Origin of the sequence: Acidovorax sp. A79 (assembly GCF_041154505.1) — a bacterium.
In the GTDB taxonomy this organism is placed as follows: Bacteria; Pseudomonadota; Gammaproteobacteria; order Burkholderiales; family Burkholderiaceae_C; genus Acidovorax.
The window spans coordinates 4,601,593-4,622,780 of the sequence record NZ_AP028672.1; the positions used below are offsets into that span (position 1 = coordinate 4,601,593).

Genomic DNA, 21,188 nt, shown 5'->3' on the forward strand with positions numbered 1-21,188 from the left:
GGGACTATCTTTTTGATAGCTGCTAGCGCTTATTGATAAAGCGATAGAGCAACATTTGACATAAAAATGGGGCGCCATCGACGCAACTGGCGCGCCCCCAGACCAGGGATGCAGAGCAAGGGCCGCCCCGCAGCGAGTGCATCGTCCCCCTTCCCGGAGCGCGAAGCGCGCAGAGAGAAGGGGGAAGGCGCGCAGCGCCTCAGGGGGATGCCGCCTGGCTATGCTTCCACAATCATCCGCGTGCGCATCTCCAGGTGGAGTGCATGGCAGAAGTGCGTGCAGTAGCACCAGAACACACCGGGCTTGTCGGCCACGAAGGACACGGACGCGGTCTCCAGCGGGTTCACGATGAAGTTCACGTTGTAGTTCGGGATCGCGAAGCCGTGCGTCAGGTCTTCGATCTTGTCCAGGTTGGTCAGGATCAGCGTGACCTCGTCACCCTTCTTGAGCTTGAACTCGCGCAGGCTGAAGGCCGGGGCTTGCGAAGTCATCTTCACGGTGACCTTCTTGCCGTTGCGGAACACGCCGGACTCCTTGGGGTCCTTGACGGCCAGCGGGAACTCGTCGAGCGTGTAGACCTGCTTGGGGCGCACCAGGTCGCGCTTGAAGATGATGAAGTCGTGCGGCTCGCCGCGCACGGGGTGGTCGGCCATCAGCACCATCTTCTCGCCCGAGATGTCGATGAGCTGCTCGTTCTCGGGGTGCAGCGGGCCCACGGGCAGGAAGCGGTCCTTGGAGAACTTGCAGCCCACGGCCAGAAACTTGCCGTCGGCGGCCTTGGTCTCGGACTGCGAGGCGTTCAAGTGGCCCGGCTGGTATTGCACATCGAGGCGGTCCACCACGTACTTGGCGGTCTTGTCGCCCGCGTGGAACTTGATGGCGGCCTCCACGTTCCACTTCACGACCTGGCTGTCCAGGAAGAGCGTGGTGTAGGCATTGCCACGGCCGTCGAAGGCGGTGTGCAGCGGACCCAGGCCCAGCTCCACCTCGGCCACGATGGCGGAGTCCAGCTTTTCGAGCTTGCCGTCGAAGTAGTCGAGCACCTTGGCCAGCTCGATCACGGTGCCGGTGGGCGAGAGCTTGCCCGCGCAGATGAAGTACTTGCCATCGGGGCTGGCGTTCACGCCGTGCGGGTTCTTGGGCACCGACACGTACGCGGTAAGCGCCGTCTTGGGGTCCTTGTTCGCCTCGTGGGTGCCGTCCACCACGGGCACCTTGCTGGTGCCGATGGTCTTGAACTTGCCAGCCTTCACGGCGGCCTCGATGCGGCCCACGTTGAAGAACAGGCAGGCGTCGCGTTCGGCGGCCATCATGTCCTCGTACTTCGCGCCCATCTCCACGTTGTACTGGTTGGTGGCCGCGAGCTTGCCGTCGTACGACGTGGCGACCAGGTCGCAGTTGCCGTCGATCAGCACTTGCCAGCGCACTTCCATCGTTTCTGCATCGACGCAGCTGAACATGGAGCGGTACTTGCTCGAATCTTCCGTGCCGGTGTTGGGCATGGGAATGGCGAATTCACCGCCGCAGAACACGCGCGTGGTGTAGTTGATGGCCGGGTCCACCGGGTCGGCCTTGTCCGGGAAGATGCCGTGGAAGCCCTGCACGTTGGGCAGCTCGGTGATCTTGTCGCAGATGAAATAGTCAAGGCGGATGCGCGCGATGCGGCTGTTGATCTTGTCGTTGATCCAGGCGTAGCGGCCGTCGTAGTTGCCGTCCTTGTACGAGGCGTGCGTGTGGTGGGTGTCGGCCACCGTGTACTTGAGGCTGCCATCGGGCTTGGTGCCCATGATCTTCTTGCTCTCGTTGGTCACGCCCCAGCCCACGAGCGCGTCGGGCACGAAGCAGGGGATGCGTGTGATCTCGCGGCCCGAGGGCAGGCCCAGCACGCGCATGTCGCCGGTGTGGCCACCGCTCCACAGGCCGTAGTAAGTGTCCAGCTCGCCCGGCTTCAGGTGCGGGTTCGCGCCGGTGCCGGCATGGCCTGCCGCGGACGCGGCCGGAGCGGGTGCCGCGGGGGTGGCCGCATTGGGCTTTTCGGTGCAGGCGGCGACGCCGGCGGTCAATCCGACCAGGGCCGCCGTGTTGATGAAGCTGCGTCGGCCCATGCCGGCGGCGGGTTGCGGACTGTCTTTTCTCTCGTTCATGGTTTTTCCTCTTTTGGGATGGCTCAGTTGAAAAAGGGGGGCGCCCGTGCGGGCGGGTGGGTCCGTGCGCTGGCGGCCATGCAGCGGCGCAGGGGCGCGCGGGGCGTGCCATCGGGCGGGGCCGTGAAGGCCTGTGCGGCGGCGGGTGCCACGGGCGGCGCGTCGGCGGCCAGGCACAGCGGGCATTGCATGCCGGCGGAGTCGGTGGAGACCAGCCCGTCGGCGGTCCGCAGGAAAAGCTGGGCGCCGCCACTGCCCGCGCAGATGAGTTCGACGGCCTGTGGCTGCAGCATGGGCGAGGCCACCGCGGCACCGAGCGCCATGACGAACCACGCCAGCACCCACAGGCGCAGTGATCGGAGGGCGTGGTGATCTTGCATGGCCTGGATAATAGATTCACATAATATGAATCAATTTGATCTGGATCATGCTTCGGCGGGGCCCGCACCTGCCCAAAACTGCCTCTTGCACCTACAGTCAATACGCCAGCCTGAAGAGGGCCCGGGCATGGCCCGCAGGGCTGCTTTCAGGTTGCACCGTGGACGCGTTTCGCGCGGGGCCACGGGCTCTTTGGACTGGTTGTTTCAATGACGAAGAACAGGATGTATGCGATGCAAAAGAAAACCGTGATGGTCGCCGTGGCGATCCTGGCTGCACTGCTGGCCGGCTGTGGCGACAAGAAGCCGGAGCCCGCCCCGGCCCCCGCTGCCACGGCGGCACCGGCCCCCGCGCCCGCGGCGGCCCCTGCCGCCCCGGCCGCCGCAGAGAACGAGCTGGGCAAGAGCGTGTTTGGCAAGACCTGCGCCATGTGCCATGCCGCGGGCGTGGCCGGTGCCCCCAAGCCGGGCGACAAGGCCGACTGGGGCCCGCGCATCGCCCAGGGCAAGGACACGCTGTACAAGCATGCGATCGAGGGCTTTACCGGGGCCAAGGGCATGATGCCCGCCAAGGGGGGCTCCGCCAACCTGACCGATGCCGAGGTCAAGGCCGCCGTGGACTTCATGGCCGACAAGTCGCTCTGACCGGAGGCGCCATGCAGCAAGCATCTGTGCGCCCCCACGGCCTGTCGCGCCGCCGCCTGGTGATGGCGCTGCCCTTGCTGGGCGGCGCGGTCTGGAGTACGGGAGCGGCCGCAGGTGGACGGGGGTTGTCTGAACGCAGCTCGCGGCCCCTGATGGGCACGCAGGTGGACATGGCGGTGGAGGGCGTTGACCGCGCGCTGCTGCGCCAGGCCATGGACCGGGCCTATGCGGAGATGCAGAGGCTGGAGGCGCTCATGAGCCGCTACCAGCCCCGCAGCGTGGTCAGCCGCATCAACCTCGCGGCGGGCATCATGCCCGTGGCGGTGCCACCCGAAGTCATGGCGGTGCTGCAGGGCGCGCAGCGCGTGTCGGCGATGAGCCGTGGGGCCTTTGATGTGACCGTGGGGGCTTTCAAATCCTGGAACTTTGGTCCCGGCGACAAGGTGGTGCCCGGCGCCAGCGAGATCGCGCGGCAGCTGCCGCTGGTGGATGCGCGCGGCCTGGTGCTGGATGGGGCCGCAGGCACGGCCTTCCTGGCCCGCCAGGGCATGGCGCTGGACCTGGGCGGCATCGCCAAGCTCCCGATCCTGGAAGCCGGCATGAACATGCTGCGCTCCGAGGGGGTCGAGAACGCCATGATCAACGGCGGCGGCGATGTGCTGACCCAGGGGTTGTGGCAGGGCCGGCCCTGGCGCGTGGGGCTGCGCGACCCGCGTTCCCCGGAGCATCTGCTGGGCGTGGTGGCCGTGGCGGGCACCGGTGTGGTGGCCTCGTCGGGCGACTATGAACGTTTCTTCTTCCACGAAGGCCGGCGCCAGCACCATGTGCTCAATCCGCGCACCGGCCGCCCGTCATCGGGCGTGCATGGCGTGAGCCTGGTGGCGCGGGATGTGGCGGCCGTCAACGGCCTGGGCGCCGCGCTGATGGTGCGGGGCCCGCAGGCGGGCAGGGCACTGGCGCAGCGCATGCCGGGGCTGGCCGTGCTGATCGCCGGGCAGGACGGCGGGGTCTGGCAGTCGGCGGCCATGTCGGCCCTGCTGGAGCCCGTGCCGTCCTGAGGGTGCATTCAGCCCGGGGCCTGGGCCTGCTCGCAGTGCACCTGCAGCAGTTCGCGCTCCGCCAGCGTCGCGCCAAAGCGCACGGCGCTCAGGCAGCCGCCCCACACGCAGCCCGTGTCCAGCCCCAGCAGATCGTTGCGGTGGAGCCAGCCCAGCGTGGACCAGTGGCCGAAGGCCACCAGCGTGCCCGCGGTGCGCCGGCCCGGCACGTCGAACCAGGGCATCAGGCCGGGCGGTGCGGCATCCGCGCTTTCGGTGCTTTCGAAATCCATCACGCCGTCGGCCGAGCAAAAGCGCAGCCGGGTGAGCGCGTTCACGATCACGCGCAGGCGGTCAGCGCCTGTCAGGTCGTCCCGCCACTGGTCGGGGGTGTTGCCGTACATCGCGTGCAAAAAACCGGGCAGATCGGGGCCGCGCAATACCGCGTGCACTTCATCCGCGTATCCCAGGGTATCTGCGGCAGACCAGGCGGGCAGCACGCCCGCATGCACCATCAGCAGCGCCTGCCCGGCATGCGTGTGGGCACGGGCCAGTGGCTGCTGGCGCACCCAGTCAAGCAGCGCAGCGCGGTCGGGGGCGTCCAGCACGGTGCCCAGCGTGTCGCGCCGCGAGGGCTTGCGCGCGCCGTGTGCGGCGGCCAGCAGGTGCAGGTCGTGGTTGCCCAGCAGGCAGCGCAGGGCGTCGCCCTGGGCCATGCAGCGGCGCAGGACCGCGGCGGAGTCCGGCCCCCGGTTGACGAGGTCGCCCAGCAGGTAGACGGTGTCGCGGCTGGGCGAAAAGCCGATCACGTCGAGCAGGTGCCCGAGGGCGCTGTCGCAGCCCTGAATGTCCCCGATACAGTAAAGTGCCATGGTGTGTTTCTTATCCGGTGAAGCATGGATTTTCTGCTGATCGCGCTGCTGACCTTGCTCAATGGCGTGTTCGCGATGTCTGAACTCGCCCTGGCGTCCAGCCGCAAGTCGCGCCTGGCCACCATGGCCGAGGCCGGTGACAAGGGCGCGCAGGCGGCCCTGGCGCTGCTGGACAACCCCACGCAGTTCCTCTCGTCCGTCCAGGTGGGCATCACGTCCATCGGCATGCTCAACGGCATCATTGGCGAGGCGGCCTTCAGCGACGGCCTGGGTATCTGGCTGCAGGAGGCCGGAATGCCCGCCCGCCCCGCCGGCATCGCGGCCACCGCGCTGGTGGTGACGGTCATCACCTTCATCACCATCGTGTTTGGCGAGCTGGTGCCCAAGCGCATCGGCCAGCTTTATCCGGAAACCGTGTCCCGGGTGGTCGCGCGCCCCATGGCCTGGGTGGCGAAGGTGGCCAAGCCATTCGTGCGGCTGCTCTCGCTCTCGACGCAGGGCGTGCTGGCGCTGATGCGCGTGGACAACGCGGCGGGGCGCGCCGTCACCGAGGAGGAGATCGTGGCCAGCCTGGAAGAGGGCCGCGATGCCGGGGTGATCGAGCACCATGAGCACCAGATGGTGCGCAACGTGTTCCGGCTCGATGACCGGCCGCTCACGTCGCTCATGGTGCCCCGCAGCGACGTGGCCTGGCTGGACGCCGGACTGACGGTGGCCGAGGGGTTGCGCATGGCCGGCAGCGGCGGGGAGCAGGGCGCGCATTCCTGGTATCCGGTGTGCCGGGGCTCGCTGGATGAGGTGGTGGGGCTCCTGAGCGTGGCGCGCCTTCTCGAACTCGGCCCGCAGGCGCAGGGGCTGCTCGAGCGCCATGCGCAGCCCGCGGCTTTCCTTCCGGAAACGCTGAGCGGCATGGAGCTGCTGGAGCAGTTTCGCGCGCGCTCGGGGCGCATGGTGTTTGTGGTCGATGAATATGGCGTGGTGCAGGGCATCATGACCCCGCGCGATTTACTCGAAGCCATTACCGGCGAATTGCAGCCGGGCGCGGCCACGGACGCATGGGCCACCGCGCGGGGCGATGGCACCTGGCTGCTCGACGGCCTGGTGCCTGTGGCCGAGCTCAAGGCGCGGCTGGATATTCGGGATTTACCCGGTGAAGGGCGGGGGCGCTATAACACCTTGGCCGGCCTTTTGATGGCGGAAACCGGACATTTGCCTGCCATTGGCGAGAGAATCGGCTGCGCCGGATGGATATTTGAAGTGCTCGAGCTCGACGGCAAGCGCATCGACAAGGTATTGGCGCAGCCGGAGCCACCGGCCGCCTCCAGTCTCTGAAAGGCCCGGCACCAATACCCCGCCGCAGGGTGCCATTCATTATGGGCATGGCAGGTAATATGGAAATTCCATGAATTTGAAGGGATGGATGGCAAAGGCGGCAGATTATTCATATAATTCATCCGTCACACTTTCCTCCACCCTGAACCCTGACACCATGACCACCAGCTATAAAGAACTGTTGAAGCAGCGCGAAGCCCTTGAGCAACAAATCAGCGAGGCCCGCCGGCGTGAATTGTCGGACGCGGTGTCCCAGGTTCGTTCCCTGGTGGCCGAATATGGCTTGACCGCCCAGGACGTGTTTCCCGCAGGCAAGGCCGCTGGCAAGGCCACGGGGCGCAGCTCCACCGCTGGCACCAAGGTGGCTCCCAAGTACCGCAATCCCGCCACGGGCGAAACCTGGACGGGCCGTGGCAAGGCGCCCAAGTGGATTCAAAACGAGAGCCGCGAGAAGTTTGCCATTTAAAAAGGCGGCAAACCGATGCCGCCAGGAATTCTTCAGGCATATCGGATGGCCTGATTCGCCTGAAGGCCCGGTGCGGCATGGCTGCACAGCCATCGCACAGAAAATAAAGCCCGCACCCGCGGGCTTTTTTTATGCGCCATTTACTTCGTGCATTCAGCGAATGAGTCCGGGTACCCCGGGGCCTCTTGGGGCTGCGGCGGCGGGGTAGGGATTTTTATGGGCTCGCGGCCGCTGAAGGCCCTTCGAGCCCATTGGTATCACGCGGGTTCCTGCGGATGTGGTTGCGAGGCCACCTTGCGCAAAACCTCCGCCGTGAAATCGTCGGCCGGAAAGAATGATTCCACGGCCAGTTCCTGCAGGGTCACGTCCACCGGGGTGCCAAATATCGTGGTCGTGCTGATGAGCGAGAGCATTCCGTGCACGCTTTCAAAGCAGAACGGCATTACCACGCCCAGCATTTCACCCGCCAGAACCGGCGCGCCCGGTGCCTGCGGCGCGGGATATTCCTGTAACTCGGCCTGCAGGGCGATCAGCGCCGGGTCGGCGGTGGCCTGTATTTGCTGGCGCAGGCGTTCAAACAGGTGGGCCCGCCATTGCGGCAGATTGGCGATGCGGGGGGCCAGGCCCTGGGGATGCAGGCTCAGGCGAAACACGTTGATCGGGGGCGCGAGCAGTTCCGGGCTCACGTGCGAGGCCAGCAGGGCCTGGGCGGCCTGGTTCGCCGCCACCACGTTCCAGCAGCGGTCGAGCGCGATGGCGGGGCAGGGTTCGTGCCCCTTGAGCACCAGCTCGACGGCCTGGCGCGCCGCCGCGAGGGCGGGGTCGTCCAGTGCGCGCTCACGGTACATCGGCGCGTAGCCGGCCGCCACGAGCAGGGCATTGCGCTCGCGCAGCGGGATGGCCAGCCGTTCGCACAGGCGCAGCACCATGTCGCGGCTCGGGTTGGTGCGTCCGGTTTCCATGAAGCTCACATGTCGCGTGGAGATGTCGGCCTCGTCGGCCAGTTCCAGCTGGCTCAGGTGCCGCTGCTGGCGCCAGGTGCGCAGATGGTCGCCAAACGATGCGGGCCCCGGCGGCGCCGCGCGGTGCGGCAGGCTGGGGCGCACAGGGCGGTGCGAAGGGGGGGATGTGGAGGTCATGGGCCACATCCTAGGGGGAAAGAGCGTGCAGGCCATTACCTGCCAGGTCATCGACGCGGTGCACCGGGACGGGAACGATGCAGGCCTGTTCTTCATTTTTTTACCCACCAAGGAGTCTTCCATGTTCAACCTGATGTCTTCCCCCCGATTCCTGCGCGCCGTGGTCTGGTTCGATGCCTCCACCGGTGTGCTGCTCGGTGCCCTGCACCTGCTGCTGACGGCGCCGCTGGCCGGGTGGCTGGGTCTCGCGCCGGGGCTGCTGCAGGCCTCGGGCGTGCTGCTGCTGGGCTACGCCGCCCTGGCCACCGCCATCGCGCGGTCCGAGCCCATGCCCCGTGGCTGGCTGTGGGTGCTGATCGTTGGCAACTTCGCCTGGGCGCTGGCCAGCCTGGCGCTGCTGCTGGGCTCCGCGGCCGCGCCCACCCTGCTGGGCCAGGCCTATCTGCTGGTGCACGTGGTGTCCGTCGCCCTGCTGGCCGAACTGCAGTGGATGGGCGTGCGCCGCCTGCCCGCATGGGCCGCCGCTTGACGGGCATCCATCGTTTGCTCTTGAATTAATAGCATCTGGCGCTTGTCGCACAAGCCCCAGGGGCATTCTTGATTCATCTTCCATGCGGCGGCGGCGTGGGCCGGAGCACCGGCCTGCGCCGCACCGGCACCGGCACCGGGGCCCGGCGGCCCGCATAGCCCCACGATTGCACCGTCACGCAGGACTGCCAGAATAGGCCTTGTTGCCTTTCACAGGAGTTCGCCATGGCCTCATCGCCCAAGCCCGCCCGTCACGCGTTTGCCAACACCCTCAAGAGTTTCAGGACAGCGTCCGGCAAGGAGGGCCAGTTCTACTCCCTGCCCGCGCTGGCCCGGCAGTTTCCCCAGATCCACCGCCTGCCCGTGTCGATTCGCATCGTGCTCGAATCGGTGCTGCGCAACTGCGATGGCCGCAAGGTGACCGCCGAGCATGTCAAGGAGTTGGCCCACTGGGTGCCCAAGGCAGACCGCAAGGACGAGATTCCCTTTGTGGTCTCGCGCGTGGTGCTGCAGGACTTCACCGGCGTGCCGCTGCTGGCCGACCTGGCCGCCATGCGCAGCGTGGCCGTGAAGCTGGGCAAGAACCCCAAGAAGATCGAGCCGCTGGTGCCCGTGGACCTGGTGGTGGACCACTCGATCATGATCGACCACTACGGCAAGAAGAATTCGCTCGACCTGAACATGAAGCTCGAGTTCCAGCGCAACCGCGAGCGCTACGAGTTCATGAAATGGGGCATGCAGGCGTTCGACACCTTCGGCGTGGTGCCTCCGGGCTTTGGCATCGTGCACCAGGTGAACCTTGAATACCTGGCGCGCGGCGTGCACAAGCGCAAGGACGGCGTCTACTACCCCGACACCCTGGTGGGCACCGACAGCCACACCACCATGATCAACGGCATCGGCGTGGTGGGCTGGGGCGTGGGCGGCATCGAGGCCGAGGCCGCCATGCTGGGCCAGCCGGTGTACTTCCTCACGCCCGACGTGGTGGGCTTCGAGCTCACGGGCCAGCTGCGCGAGGGCGTGACGGCCACCGACCTCGTGCTCACGGTGACCGAGATCCTGCGCCAGCACAAGGTGGTGGGCAAGTTCGTGGAGTTCTTTGGCGAGGGCACGCGCACGCTGTCGCTGCCCGATCGCGCCACCATCGGGAACATGGCGCCCGAGTACGGCGCCACCATGGGCTTCTTCCCGGTGGATGAAAAGACCATCGACTACTTCCAGGGCACGGGCCGCACCAAGGGCGAGATCGAGGCCTTTGAGGCGTACTTCAAGGCCCAGGGCCTGTTCGGCGTGCCGCTGGCGGGCGAGATCGACTACTCTCAGGTCGTGCGGCTGAACCTGGGCGACGTCACGCCCAGCCTGGCGGGCCCCAAGCGCCCGCAGGACCGCATCGAGCTGGGCAAGGTCTGCAGCCAGTTCGCCGACCTGTTCAGCAAGCCCATCGCGCAAAACGGCTTCAACCGCCCGGCCGAGCTGCTGCACACCCGCCACCATGTGCGCCCGTCCGATGCGCCGGCCGAGGTGAGCGCACCCGCCGAGAAGCCCCTGCCTTCCGGCGCGCCGCGCTTCGTGGTGGAGATGGAGCACAACAAGCCCACCCTGGCCGCCGCGCACGCCGAGGTGCCCGCCCAGCAGGCCAGCCGCGCTGGCGACGTGACCCTGGGCAACGGCGACGTGCTGATCGCCGCCATCACCAGCTGCACCAACACCAGCAACCCCAGCGTGCTGCTGGCCGCGGGCCTGCTGGCCAAGAAGGCGGTGGAGGCGGGGCTCAAGGTCAAGCCGCACATCAAGACATCGCTGGCGCCCGGCTCGCGCATCGTCACTGAATACCTCACGCAGACCGGCCTGCTGCCCTACCTGGAAAAGCTGGGCTTCGCGCTCGCCGGCTACGGCTGCACGACCTGCATCGGCAATGCGGGCGACCTCACGCCCGAGCTGAATGAGGCCATCACCAGCAACGACCTCGTGTGCGCGGCCGTGCTCTCGGGCAACCGCAACTTCGAGGCGCGCATCCACCCCAACCTCAAGGCCAACTTCCTGGCCAGCCCGCCGCTGGTGGTGGCCTACGCCATCGCGGGCACCGTGCTCAAGGACCTGATGACCGAGCCCGTCGGCAAGGGCAAGGGCGGGCGCGACGTCTACCTGGGCGACATCTGGCCGACCAGCGACGAGATCCACCAGCTGATGAAGTTCGCGATGAACGGCAAGGCCTTCCGCGAGAACTACGCCAAGGTGGGCTCCGACCCCGGCAAGCTCTGGGAAAAGATCAAGGGCGTGGGCGGCAATGCCTACACCTGGCCCGCCAGCACCTACATCGCCGAGCCGCCGTTTTTTGCCCAGTTTGCTCTCGAAAAAGGAGCTGCCAGCGCAGATGCATCAAGCGCTGGCGGCCAAAATGACGCAAAGCTTCCGTCCGTGCTGGGTGCGCGCATCATGGCGCTGTTCGGCGACTCCATCACCACCGACCACATCTCGCCCGCCGGTTCCATCAAGGAAAGCTCGCCCGCGGGCCAGTGGCTGCTGCAGCACGGCGTGATGAAGCAGGACTTCAACAGCTATGGCGCGCGGCGCGGCAACCATGACGTGATGATGCGCGGCACCTTCGCCAATGTGCGCATCAAGAACCTCATGATTGCCCCCACGGCCGACGGCTCCCGCGAGGAGGGCGGCGTCACGGTGTTCCAGAACGAGGGCGCGCTGCAAGGCGAGAAGATGTTCATCTTCGACGCCGCCATGCAGTACATCGCCCAGCGCACCCCCACGGTCATCTTCGCCGGCGAGGAATACGGCACGGGCTCCAGCCGCGACTGGGCGGCCAAGGGCACGCAGCTGCTGGGCATCAAGGCCGTGGTGGCGCGCAGCTTCGAGCGCATCCACCGCTCCAACCTGGTGGGCATGGGCGTGTTGCCCCTGCAGTTCCGGGCGGGCGAGTCGTGGGAGACGCTGGGGCTCACCGGCAGCGAGGTGATCGATGTGGTGCCGGACCCCGCGCTCACCCCGCAAAGCGATGCGCAGCTCGTCATCCGCCGCGCGGACGGCTCGCGCCAGGAGGTCACGGTCACGCTGCGCATCGACACGCCGATCGAGGTGGACTACTACCAGGCGGGGGGCATCCTGCCCTTTGTGCTGCGCCAGCTGCTGGCCGGCTGAAGATGATGCGGGGGGGCCGGCGCTGCGGCGCCGCGCCCCGGGGGCCGCGCGCCCAGTCAGCCGTGTGCCAGGGAGACCGTAAAGAATGTGAATGCCTGCTTACTCGCCGATACACTTGTGACGTTGTGTCGAAATAGAGTCCCGCACTGCCTCACGCCCGTATGCCCCCTTCCACCCGCTTCAGGCCCTATCGCGCGCTGCTGACGGACACACCAGCCGTCACGGTGGTGCTGGTGGTGGCCGCGCTGGCGGCCGTGATGGTGCCGCTGGCGCAGATGATGGGCGATGGCGCGGGTTCCCAGCACGGCCTGGAGCCTTTCATGGAACTGGTGGCCGTGCTGCTCGGGCTGCTGGTGGTGTCGGTATCGCTGCACACCCTCGAAGCCCCCGAGCAAACCCGTGCCAACGTGCTGGTGGCGGGTTTCGGCGTGGCGGCGGCATGCAATTTTCTCCACGGCGTGCTGGCGCATTCGACCTCGGTCCACATGCCCACGGGCACGGCCGGCATCTCGCTGTGGCTCAGCAGCTGGGCCCGGGTGGCGGAGACGCTCACCCTGCTGCTCACGGCGGTGCACCTCACCGCCGCGGGCCCTGCCAAGGCGTGGCTGGCCGCCTCCGCCGGCATGGCGCTGCTGCTGCTGGGAACGGCGCTGGGGCCGCTGCCCGCATCGTTTGCGCAGGCCGCGGGCGGAGCCTTGCGGCAGTACCTGGCGTTCGGGCTCGTGCTGGTGCTGGCGGCGGTGGCCCTGCTGCTGCACCGCGATGCGGTGCGCCGGGGGCAGGCGCGCGAGCGCGTTTTCGCCTGGGCGGCGGCGGCCTTCGCCTGCGGTGAACTTTCGGTGGGCCTGCTGGGCGGCCATTCTCCCGTGGGCGGCCCGCTCGCCCACGGCTGGCGCATCGTGGCCTATGCGCTCCTGTACCAGGCGGTGTTCAACGCGGGCATCCGCCAGCCGTTTGCGCGTGTGCAGGAGGCCGAGCGGCTGCTGCGCGAAAGCCAGGGCCGCCTGTCGCTGCTTGGGCGCAACCTGCCCCACAGCGTGCTGTACCAGGTGGTGCGCGAGCACGACGGGCGCACGCACTTCGTGCACATGGGCGAGGCCATTGCCCGCCTCAACGGGGTCAGCGTCGAGGACGTGGTGCGCAACCCCAGCGTCCTGTACGGGCAGATCCTCGAGGAAGACCGCGCGCGCCTGCTGCGGGCCCAGGAGAACTCCTTCGTGAACATGGCGGCGGTGGAAGAGGTCTTCCGGATGCGCCGCCCGGACGGCCAGCTGCGCTGGATGCACCTGAGCGCCTCGCCGCGCCGGCTCGACGATGGCCGGGTGATGTGGGACGGTGTGCAGACCGATATCACCGCGCACCACCTGGCCGAGGAAGCCTCCCACGCGCACGAGGCCCTGATGGCCAACATGCTGCGGCAAGTGCCTGGCGGGGTGGCACGGCTGGACCGCGACCTGCGTGTGCTCTACGTCAACGAACAGCAGGCCCGCTGGCTGCACCGCGAGCCCGCGCAGCTGCAGGGGCAATTGCTGAGCGATGTGCTGGAGCCCGAAGTGATGCAGCGCATGCAGCCTCATTTCGACAAGGCGTTCGCGGGCGAGGCGGCGGTGTTCGAGAACCGCATCGACGGACCCGGCGGCACCCAGTGCCACCACACCACCATCGCCCCCGAAAGCGTGACGGACCAGGGCGTGCCCGCCGTGGTGCTGTTCGCCTACGACCTCACCGAGCTCAAGCGCATCGAGGAAGAGCTTGCGCACCAGAAGGCACACCTTGCGCGCGTGGTCAACGCCATGCCGGACATGGTGTTCCTCAAGGACGCGCAGGGTGTCTACCTGTCGGTCAACCCCGTGTTCGAGCGCTTTGCCGGGCGGCCGGAGCGCCAGATCGTGGGTTGCAGCGATTTCGATCTGGTGGCGCAGCCCGAGGCCGAGCGGTTCCGCAACTACGACCTGCGCGCCATGCAGGCCTGGCAGCCGCTGGTGTACGAGGAAACGCTCACTTTCGCCGAGGATGGCTACCAGGGCCAGTTCGAGACCATCAAGACCCCCATCCGCGACCTGCACGGCCGCGTGACCGGCGTGCTGGGCGTGTGCCGCGACATCACGGACCGCAAGCGAGCGGAGCAGGAGATCGAGCGCCTGGCGTTCTTCGACGCGCTGACGGGCCTGCCCAACCGGCGGCTGCTGCTCGATCGCCTGCAGCGCTCCATCGCCGCGTGCCAGCGCACCAGGAACCTGGGCGCGCTGCTGTTCATCGACCTGGACAACTTCAAGGACCTCAACGACACCCTGGGCCACGACATGGGCGACCAGCTCCTGGCGCAGGTGGCCACGCGCCTGGTGGGCAGCGTGCGCGAGGCCGACACCGTCGCGCGCTTTGGCGGCGACGAATTCGTCGTCATGCTCGAAGCCCTGGCGCCCCAGCTGCCGCAGGCGGCCGCGCAGGCGGAAACCGTGGCCGAGAAACTCCTGGCCAGCCTGAACCAGCCCTTCGAACTGGACGGCGCCCAGCACTACAGCACCCCCAGCATCGGCATCACCCTCTTTGGGGACGAACGCCTGAGCGTGGACGAACTGCTCAAACGCGCCGACCTGGCCATGTACCAGGCCAAGGCGGCGGGGCGCAACACCCAGCGCTTCTTCGACCCGGACATGCAGGCGGCCGTCAACGCGCGCTCCAACCTGGAGGCCGACCTGCGCCAGGGGCTGGCGCGGGGAGAACTGCTGGTGCACTACCAGCCCGTCGTGGACCACCAGTCCCAGCTCATGGGCGCCGAGGCCCTGGTGCGCTGGCGCCACCCCCAGCGCGGGATGATCAGCCCCGGCGACTTCATCCCCCTGGCAGAGCAGACAGGCCTGATCCTGCCGCTGGGGCAATACGTGCTGCAGACCGCGTGCCGGCAACTGCAGCGCTGGGCAGAGCACCCGGACACGGCGCACCTGTCCATCTCCGTGAACGTGAGCGCGCGGCAGTTTCGCCAGGCCGGCTTCGTGGCCGAAGTGCTGCAGACCCTGCACAGCCACCAGGCGGACCCGCGCAGGCTCAAGCTGGAGCTGACAGAAAGCCTGCTGCTGGGAGACATCGAGGACACCATCGCGCGGATGGTGCAGCTCAAGAGCGAAGGGGTGGGATTTGCGCTGGACGACTTCGGGACAGGGTACTCGTCCCTGTCGTACCTCAAGAGACTGCCGCTGGATCAGGTGAAGATAGACCAGAGCTTCGTGCGGGACGTGCTGGCGGACCCCAACGACGCGGCGATCGTGCGCACGATCCTGGCGCTGGCCAAGAGCCTGGACCTGCAGGTGGTGGCCGAGGGGGTGGAGACGACGGGGCAGCTGTCGTTCCTGCGGCTGCATGGCTGCGAGGGGTTCCAGGGGTTTCTTTTCGGGCGGCCGGTGCCCATCGACGTATTTGTGCGCGAGCACCAGCTGGGCCTGTTCGCGCAGCCCGTGGTGGCCGTGGCCGAGGGGCGCAAGCCATGACCGCCGGGCCAGGCATCCTCTGGGTGGACAGCGACACGCAGCATGCCGCGGTGGCGCGGCGCCTGATCGCCGCGCACCACCCGGGCTGGCGCGTGGTCAACAGCCCCACGCCGGACACCGCGCGGGCGCCGCTGGCCTCGCAGGCCTGGGATGCCGTGGTGCTGTGCCTCAAGCCCTCGGTGCAGGATCTGCCCGGCGTGCTGGAGCTGTGCGCCGGGCGCCCCGTGCTCATGTGCATCGACGCCCACCAGGAGGCCCTGGCCGCGCGCGCGTTCCGCTGCGGACTGGGCGACTACATGGTGCGTGACGCCGATGGCGTGGCCCACCTGGGCGAGCTGCTGCACCGGCTGGCCGCGCTGCTGCACAGGACCCAGGGGCAGAGCCAGCCCGTGCGCATGGTGGACGCCCGCATCTGGCAGGATGCGCTGACCCTGCTGCAGGAGCAGCGCGCCACGCTGCAGGTCACGCTTGCCAGCATGAGCCAGGGCATCTTCAAGACCGCGCCGGATGGGAGCATCACCGTCTACAACCAGCGCGTGCTCGAGCTGCTGGACCTGCCCGAATCCCTGATGGCCACGCGGCCCACCCTGGCCGACCTGACCCGCATCCAGGCCGAGCGGGGCGACTTTGGCGAAGGCCATCGCCTCGTGGACCGGCGCGGGCATGCCTACGTGGCGGGGGGCGCGGTCGCCGCCGCCCCGTCGGTCTACTGGCGCACCACGCGCGATGGCCGTACCTTCGAGGTGCGCACCACCGAGCTGCCCGACGGCGGCCTGGTGCGCACCTTCGCCGATGTGAGCGACTACGTGCGCGTGGAGAACGAGCTGCGCGAGAGCGAGGCACGCTTTCGCTCGCTGAGCGACCTGTCGTCCGACTGGTACTGGGAGCACGACGCCGAAGGCCGCTTCGTGCAGCTGGCGGGCGATCTGAGCGTCAATGGCATCCCCCTGTCCAACGTGATGGGCCGCACCCGCTGGGAGATCGGCGCGCTCAACATGACCGAGGCCGACTGGGCGGCGCACCGCGCGGTGCTGCAGGCCCGGCAGCCGTTTCGCGACCTGGAGCTGCAGCGCCACCGGCCCGATGGCAGCATGCACTGGATCTCGGTCAGCGGGGTGCCCGTGTTCGATGCCCAGGGCGCGCTGTGGGGCTACCGGGGCGTGGGCCGCGACATCACCGAGCGCAAGGAGGTCGAAAGCCAGATCGAGCGCCTGGCGTTCTACGACATGCTCACCGGCCTGCCCAACCGCCGCATGCTGGTGGACCGCCTGCAGCGCGCGATGGCGGTGGTCGCCCGGTCGGGTGCGCAGGGCGCGCTGCTGTTCATCGACCTGGACAACTTCAAGGACCTCAACGACACCCTGGGCCATGACACGGGCGACCAGCTGCTGCTGCAGGTGGCCCAGCGCCTGAAGGGCTGCGTGCGCGAGGCCGACACCGTGTCGCGCTTCGGCGGCGATGAGTTCGTGGTGCTGGTGGAGGGCCTGAGCGCCGACGGCCCCCATGCCAGTGCCGAGGCCGCCCTGGTGGCCAGCCACATCGCCACCACGCTGGGCAAGCCCTACGCGCTGGGCGAGACCAGCCACCACAGCACGCCCAGCATCGGCATCGCGCTGTTTGGCCAGCAGACCTGCAGCGTGGACGAACTGCTCAAGCACGCCGACCTGGCCATGTACCAGGCCAAGGCCGCGGGGCGCAACACTCAGCGCTTCTTCGACCCCGACATGCAGGCCGCCGTCAGCAACCGCTCGGCGCTGGAAGCCGACCTGCGCCGGGGCCTGCAGGAAAAAGAACTGGTGCTGTATTTCCAGCCCGTGGTGGACGGCAAGGGCCGCCTGCAGGGCGCGGAGGCCCTGGTGCGCTGGAAGCACCCGCGGCGCGGTCTCGTATCACCGGCCGAGTTCATTCCGCTGGCCGAACAGACGGGGCTGATCCTGCCGCTCGGGCACTGGGTGCTCGAAGCCGCCTGCGCGCAGCTCGTGGCCTGGTCGCGCAGCTCGCTCACGCGCCAGTTCTTTCTGTCGGTGAACGTGAGCGTGCGGCAGTTCCGCCAGCCCGATTTCGTCGAGCAGATGCTGGGCATCCTGCACAAGAGCGGCGCCAACCCCGAGCGCCTGAAGCTGGAACTGACCGAAAGCCTGCTGCTGGCGGATGTGGAGGACGTGATCTCGCGCATGGAATACCTGCGGCGCTACGGCGTGGGGTTCTCGCTCGATGACTTCGGCACGGGCTACTCGTCGCTGAGCTACCTCAAGCGCCTGCCGCTGGACCAGCTCAAGATCGACCAGGGCTTCGTGCGCGACCTGCAGACCGACCCCAACGACGCGGCCATCGTGCGCACCATCCTGGCCCTGGCGCACAGCCTGGACCTGGCCGTGGTGGCCGAAGGCGTGGAGACCACGGGGCAGCTGGAGTTCCTGCAGCGCCACGGCTGCCAGGCTTTCCAGGGCTATCTGTTTGGCCGCCCCATGCCGGCGGAGGTGCTGGAGCGCGCCCTGCGGCCCGCGCTGTGACGGCGCGCTGCCTTCCTCGCGCGGGCCCTGCGCCATGACAAGCCGCGGCGGGCGTCCGCACGGCACAATCGGTGCATGAAGAAGCAGGTACTGGTCGCCGGTGGCGGCATTGGGGGGCTGGCAGCGGCGCTGGGCGCATCGCGGGCGGGCTGGGACGTGCGGCTGTACGAGCGCGCCGCAGCCTTCAGCGAGGTGGGCGCGGGGGTGCAGATCGGGCCCAACGTGGTGCGCCGCCTGCAGGCCTGGGGCCTGCAGCAGCCGCTGCAGGCCGTGGCGGCGTTTCCGAGCCGGCTGCAGGTGCGCAATGCCGTCAGCGGCCGCGAACTGGCCGTGCTGCCGCTGGGCCCGACAGCGGTGCAGCGCTACGGCGCCGCCTACGCCACCATCCACCGCGCCGACCTGCATGGCCTGCTGCTGGCGGCGCTGACCAAATACACCGACACGCAGCTGCACCTCGCGCACGCGATCGAGGGCTTTGCCGATGGCGATGGCGTCGTCACCGTGCGCACGAGCCGGGGCAAGGAGGTGGAAGGCGATGCGCTCATCGGCGCCGACGGGCTGTGGAGCCGCACCCGCACGCAGCTGCTGGGCGCGGTGGCGCCGCGCGTGACGGGGCACCTGGCCTACCGCGCCCTGGTGCCGCAGCACGCGCTGCCCGGCGCGCTGCGCACCGCGCAGGTCACGGCCTGGCTGGGCCCGCGCCTGCATGCGGTGCAGTACCCCGTGCGCCGGGGCGAACTGCAGAACATCGTCGTCATCGTGCAGGGCCCCGCGCCGCAAGACCTGGAGAACTGGGACCATGCCGCCAACGCCACGGGGCTGGAACACGCCCTGCAGGGCACCTGCACCGCGCTGCAGGACGTGGTGCGCAGCGTGAGCGACCAGGGCGGCGCGGGCGGCTGGCGCCTGTGGCCGCTGTGCGACCGGCCGCCTGTGCGTGGCGCGGGCGACATGGCGCAGGGCCTGGTCGCCCTGCTGGGCGATGCCGCCCACCCCATGCGCCCTTACCTGGCCCAGGGCGCGGGCATGGCCATCGAGGACGCGGCGGAGCTGCAGCGCGCGCTGGCCATGCACGACCTGGAGGTGCCGCTGCGCCTGACCCGGTATGCCCTCAACCGCTGGCAGCGCAATGCGCGCGTGCAGGCCCGCTCCACGCGCAACGGGCGCATCTTCCACGCCATGGGCCCCGTGCGCTGGGGGCGGGATCTCTCATTGCGCCTGCTGGGCGAACGGCTGCTGGACGTGCCCTGGCTGTACCGGGGCGATGGCTCCATTGCCAGTTCGCTGTGATGCCCTTGCGCGATAGCTGGCCGCGCTGGATGGCGGGGCCCTCGCACCAATGAACTTTGCGCGGCATGCCTGCTCTATCCATGGGGGGCCATGGATGTAAAAAGCACCGCATGCGCACACAAACACCCTGTTCAAGGGCGGACCATGGTGCTACAAAGAGATGAGCCAGTAGCGATTCCCACTGCAACACCGTGGCACTTCCCGGGCCCGCCAGGGGTGCCGCCACAGGAGGTCGTATGGATGCCATCAGCAGTTTCGCCGCGCGCTACGCCCGCAGCCGCGAAGAGGAAATGTCGATCGACGAGTACCTCGCCGAGTGCAAGCGCGATCCCATGGCCTATGCCACGGCGGCCCAGCGCATGCTGGCCGCCATCGGCGATCCCGAGATGGTGGACACGCGCAACGACCCGCGCCTGTCGCGCATCTTCGCCAACAAGGTGATCAAGCGCTACCCCACGTTCGCCGAGTTCTACGGCATGGAGGATGCCATCGAGCAGGTGGTGAGCTTCTTTCGCCATGCCGCGCAGGGGCTGGAGGAGCGCAAGCAGATCCTCTACCTGCTGGGGCCGGTGGGCGGGGGCAAGAGTTCCATCGCCGAGCGGCTCAAGTACCTGATGCAGAAGGTGCCGTTCTATGCGATCAAGGGCTCTCCGGTGAACGAGTCGCCGCTCGGGCTGTTCGACGCGATGGAGGACGGCCCGGTGCTGGAGGAGCAGTTCGGCATTCACCGGCGCTACCTGCAGCGCGTGCTGTCGCCCTGGGCGGTCAAGCGGCTCGACGAGTTCGGCGGCGACATCCGCCAGTTCCGCGTGGTCAAGCGCTACCCCAGCATCTTGAAGCAGGTGGGCATTGCCAAGACCGAGCCGGGCGACGAGAACAACCAGGACATCTCCAGCCTGGTGGGCAAGGTGGACATCCGCAAGCTCGAGACCTTTGCCCAGGACGACACCGACGCCTACAGCTACAGCGGGGGCCTGTGCCTGGCCAACCAGGGGCTGCTGGAATTCGTGGAGATGTTCAAGGCGCCCATCAAGGTGCTGCACCCGCTGCTCACCGCCACGCAGGAGGGCAACTACAAGGGCACGGAGGGCTTCGGCGCGATTCCGTTCGACGGCGTGGTGCTGGCCCACAGCAATGAGAGCGAGTGGAAGGCCTTTCGCAACAACAAGAACAACGAGGCCTTCCTGGACCGCATCTACATCGTCAAGGTGCCGTACTGCCTGCGCGTGAGCGAGGAGATACGGATCTACGAGAAGCTGATCCGCGAATCGTCGCTGGGCAACGCCGTGTGCGCGCCGGGCACGCTCAAGATGATGTCGCAGTTCGCCATCTTGACGCGCCTGAAGGAGCCCGAGAACTCCAGCATCTTCAGCAAGATGCAGGTGTATGACGGCGAGAGCCTGAAGGACACCGACCCGCGCGCCAAGAGCTACCAGGAGTACCGCGACTACGCCGGCGTGGACGAGGGCATGACCGGCATCTCCACGCGCTTCGCGTTCAAGATCCTGTCCAAGGTGTTCAACTTCGACAGCGCCGAGCTGGCGGCCAACCCGGTGCACCTCATGTATGTGCTGGAGCAGCAGATCGAGCGCGAGCAGTTCCCCTCCGAGCTGGAAACCAAGTACACCAGCTACATCAAGGAGTTCCTGTCACCGCGCTATGCCGAGTTCATCGGCAAGGAGATACAGACGGCCTACCTGGAGAGTTACAGCGAGTACGGGCAGAACATCTTCGACCGCTACGTCACCTACGCCGACTACTGGATCCAGGACAACGAGTACCGCGACACCGACACCGGCGAGGTGTTCGACCGCAGTGCGCTCAACGCCGAACTCGAGAAGATCGAGAAGCCCGCTGGCATTGCCAACCCCAAGGATTTCCGCAACGAGATCGTCAACTTCGTGCTGCGCGCGCGCGCCAACAACCAGGGCAACAACCCGAGCTGGACCAGCTACGAGAAACTGCGCCTGGTGATCGAGAAGAAGATGTTCTCCAACACCGAGGAGCTGCTGCCCGTCATCAGCTTCAACGCGAAGGCCAGTGCCGAGGAGGCGCGCAAGCACGAGGATTTTGTCACCCGCATGGTGGACAAGGGCTACACCCCCAAGCAGGTGCGTTTGTTGTGCGAGTGGTACCTGCGCGTTCGAAAAAGCAGTTGATCGGGGTTGCCAGCGCGTCCCGCCGGGGCGCCTGTCCATGCATGGGAG

At 67.8% G+C, this 21,188-nt stretch carries 14 protein-coding genes; 10 read left to right on the plus strand and 4 right to left on the minus strand.

Annotated elements, in window-relative coordinates; translation table 11 throughout:
* Positions 1-218 precede the first annotated feature (218 nt).
* Both nosZ and ACAM51_RS21185 read right to left on the minus strand, forming a co-directional pair.
* Entirely contained in the window at positions 219-2,144 is a 1,926-nt protein-coding gene (gene nosZ / locus ACAM51_RS21180; protein WP_218341441.1) for a TAT-dependent nitrous-oxide reductase, read from the minus strand.
* A 23-nt stretch (positions 2,145-2,167) separates the two neighbouring features.
* Positions 2,168-2,524, minus strand: coding sequence for a hypothetical protein (locus ACAM51_RS21185; protein ID WP_218293644.1), 357 nt, complete (start codon positions 2,522-2,524; stop codon positions 2,168-2,170).
* 231 nt (positions 2,525-2,755) lie between these two features.
* Between ACAM51_RS21185 and ACAM51_RS21190 the strand changes: the two genes are divergently transcribed.
* Positions 2,756-3,166, plus strand: a complete 411-nt coding sequence (locus ACAM51_RS21190; protein WP_369641776.1) for a cytochrome c5 family protein — start codon at positions 2,756-2,758, stop codon at positions 3,164-3,166.
* 11 nt (positions 3,167-3,177) lie between these two features.
* Positions 3,178-4,224, plus strand: coding sequence for an FAD:protein FMN transferase (locus tag ACAM51_RS21195; RefSeq protein WP_369641777.1), 1,047 nt, complete (start codon positions 3,178-3,180; stop codon positions 4,222-4,224).
* A gap of 8 nt (positions 4,225-4,232) precedes the next feature.
* Here the strand turns inward: ACAM51_RS21195 and ACAM51_RS21200 are convergent, their stop codons facing one another.
* Positions 4,233-5,075, minus strand: coding sequence for a symmetrical bis(5'-nucleosyl)-tetraphosphatase (locus ACAM51_RS21200; RefSeq protein ID WP_369641778.1), 843 nt, complete (start codon positions 5,073-5,075; stop codon positions 4,233-4,235).
* A gap of 24 nt (positions 5,076-5,099) precedes the next feature.
* On the opposite strand from ACAM51_RS21200, the gene ACAM51_RS21205 reads away from it, so the two are divergent.
* Both ACAM51_RS21205 and ACAM51_RS21210 read left to right on the plus strand, forming a co-directional pair.
* The gene (locus ACAM51_RS21205) at positions 5,100-6,407 is read left to right on the plus strand and encodes a hemolysin family protein (RefSeq protein WP_218293647.1); all 1,308 of its coding nucleotides are present in this window, start codon (positions 5,100-5,102) and stop codon (positions 6,405-6,407) included.
* 157 nt (positions 6,408-6,564) lie between these two features.
* Positions 6,565-6,873: an H-NS family nucleoid-associated regulatory protein gene (locus ACAM51_RS21210; protein ID WP_218294417.1), complete on the plus strand. Its 309-nt coding sequence runs from the start codon at positions 6,565-6,567 to the stop codon at positions 6,871-6,873.
* A 257-nt stretch (positions 6,874-7,130) separates the two neighbouring features.
* Here ACAM51_RS21210 and ACAM51_RS21215 read toward each other — a convergent pair whose 3' ends face one another.
* Positions 7,131-8,012 (minus strand): helix-turn-helix domain-containing protein, encoded by an 882-nt coding sequence (locus tag ACAM51_RS21215; protein WP_218293648.1) that lies wholly within the window; start codon positions 8,010-8,012, stop codon positions 7,131-7,133.
* On the opposite strand from ACAM51_RS21215, the gene ACAM51_RS21220 reads away from it, so the two are divergent.
* From ACAM51_RS21220 to ACAM51_RS21245, 6 genes are all read left to right on the plus strand, one after another.
* Positions 8,011-8,541, plus strand: coding sequence for a hypothetical protein (locus ACAM51_RS21220; RefSeq protein WP_369641779.1), 531 nt, complete (start codon positions 8,011-8,013; stop codon positions 8,539-8,541). The two genes, ACAM51_RS21215 and ACAM51_RS21220, sit on opposite strands and share 2 nt — an antisense overlap.
* 224 nt (positions 8,542-8,765) lie before the next feature.
* Positions 8,766-11,693: an aconitate hydratase gene (locus ACAM51_RS21225; RefSeq protein ID WP_369641780.1), complete on the plus strand. Its 2,928-nt coding sequence runs from the start codon at positions 8,766-8,768 to the stop codon at positions 11,691-11,693.
* Positions 11,694-11,854: 161 nt separating this feature from the next.
* Positions 11,855-15,178, plus strand: a complete 3,324-nt coding sequence (locus tag ACAM51_RS21230) for a bifunctional diguanylate cyclase/phosphodiesterase (protein WP_218293651.1) — start codon at positions 11,855-11,857, stop codon at positions 15,176-15,178.
* On the plus strand, positions 15,175-17,691 hold the full coding sequence (locus ACAM51_RS21235; protein ID WP_218293652.1) for a bifunctional diguanylate cyclase/phosphodiesterase: 2,517 nt from the start codon (positions 15,175-15,177) through the stop codon (positions 17,689-17,691). Before ACAM51_RS21230 ends, ACAM51_RS21235 begins: the two co-directional genes overlap by 4 nt.
* A 75-nt stretch (positions 17,692-17,766) precedes the next feature.
* On the plus strand, positions 17,767-18,981 hold the full coding sequence (locus ACAM51_RS21240; RefSeq protein WP_218293653.1) for an FAD-dependent monooxygenase: 1,215 nt from the start codon (positions 17,767-17,769) through the stop codon (positions 18,979-18,981).
* Between the two features lie 236 nt (positions 18,982-19,217).
* The gene (locus ACAM51_RS21245) at positions 19,218-21,140 is read left to right on the plus strand and encodes a PrkA family serine protein kinase (protein ID WP_218341875.1); all 1,923 of its coding nucleotides are present in this window, start codon (positions 19,218-19,220) and stop codon (positions 21,138-21,140) included.
* Positions 21,141-21,188: the final 48 nt, after the last annotated feature.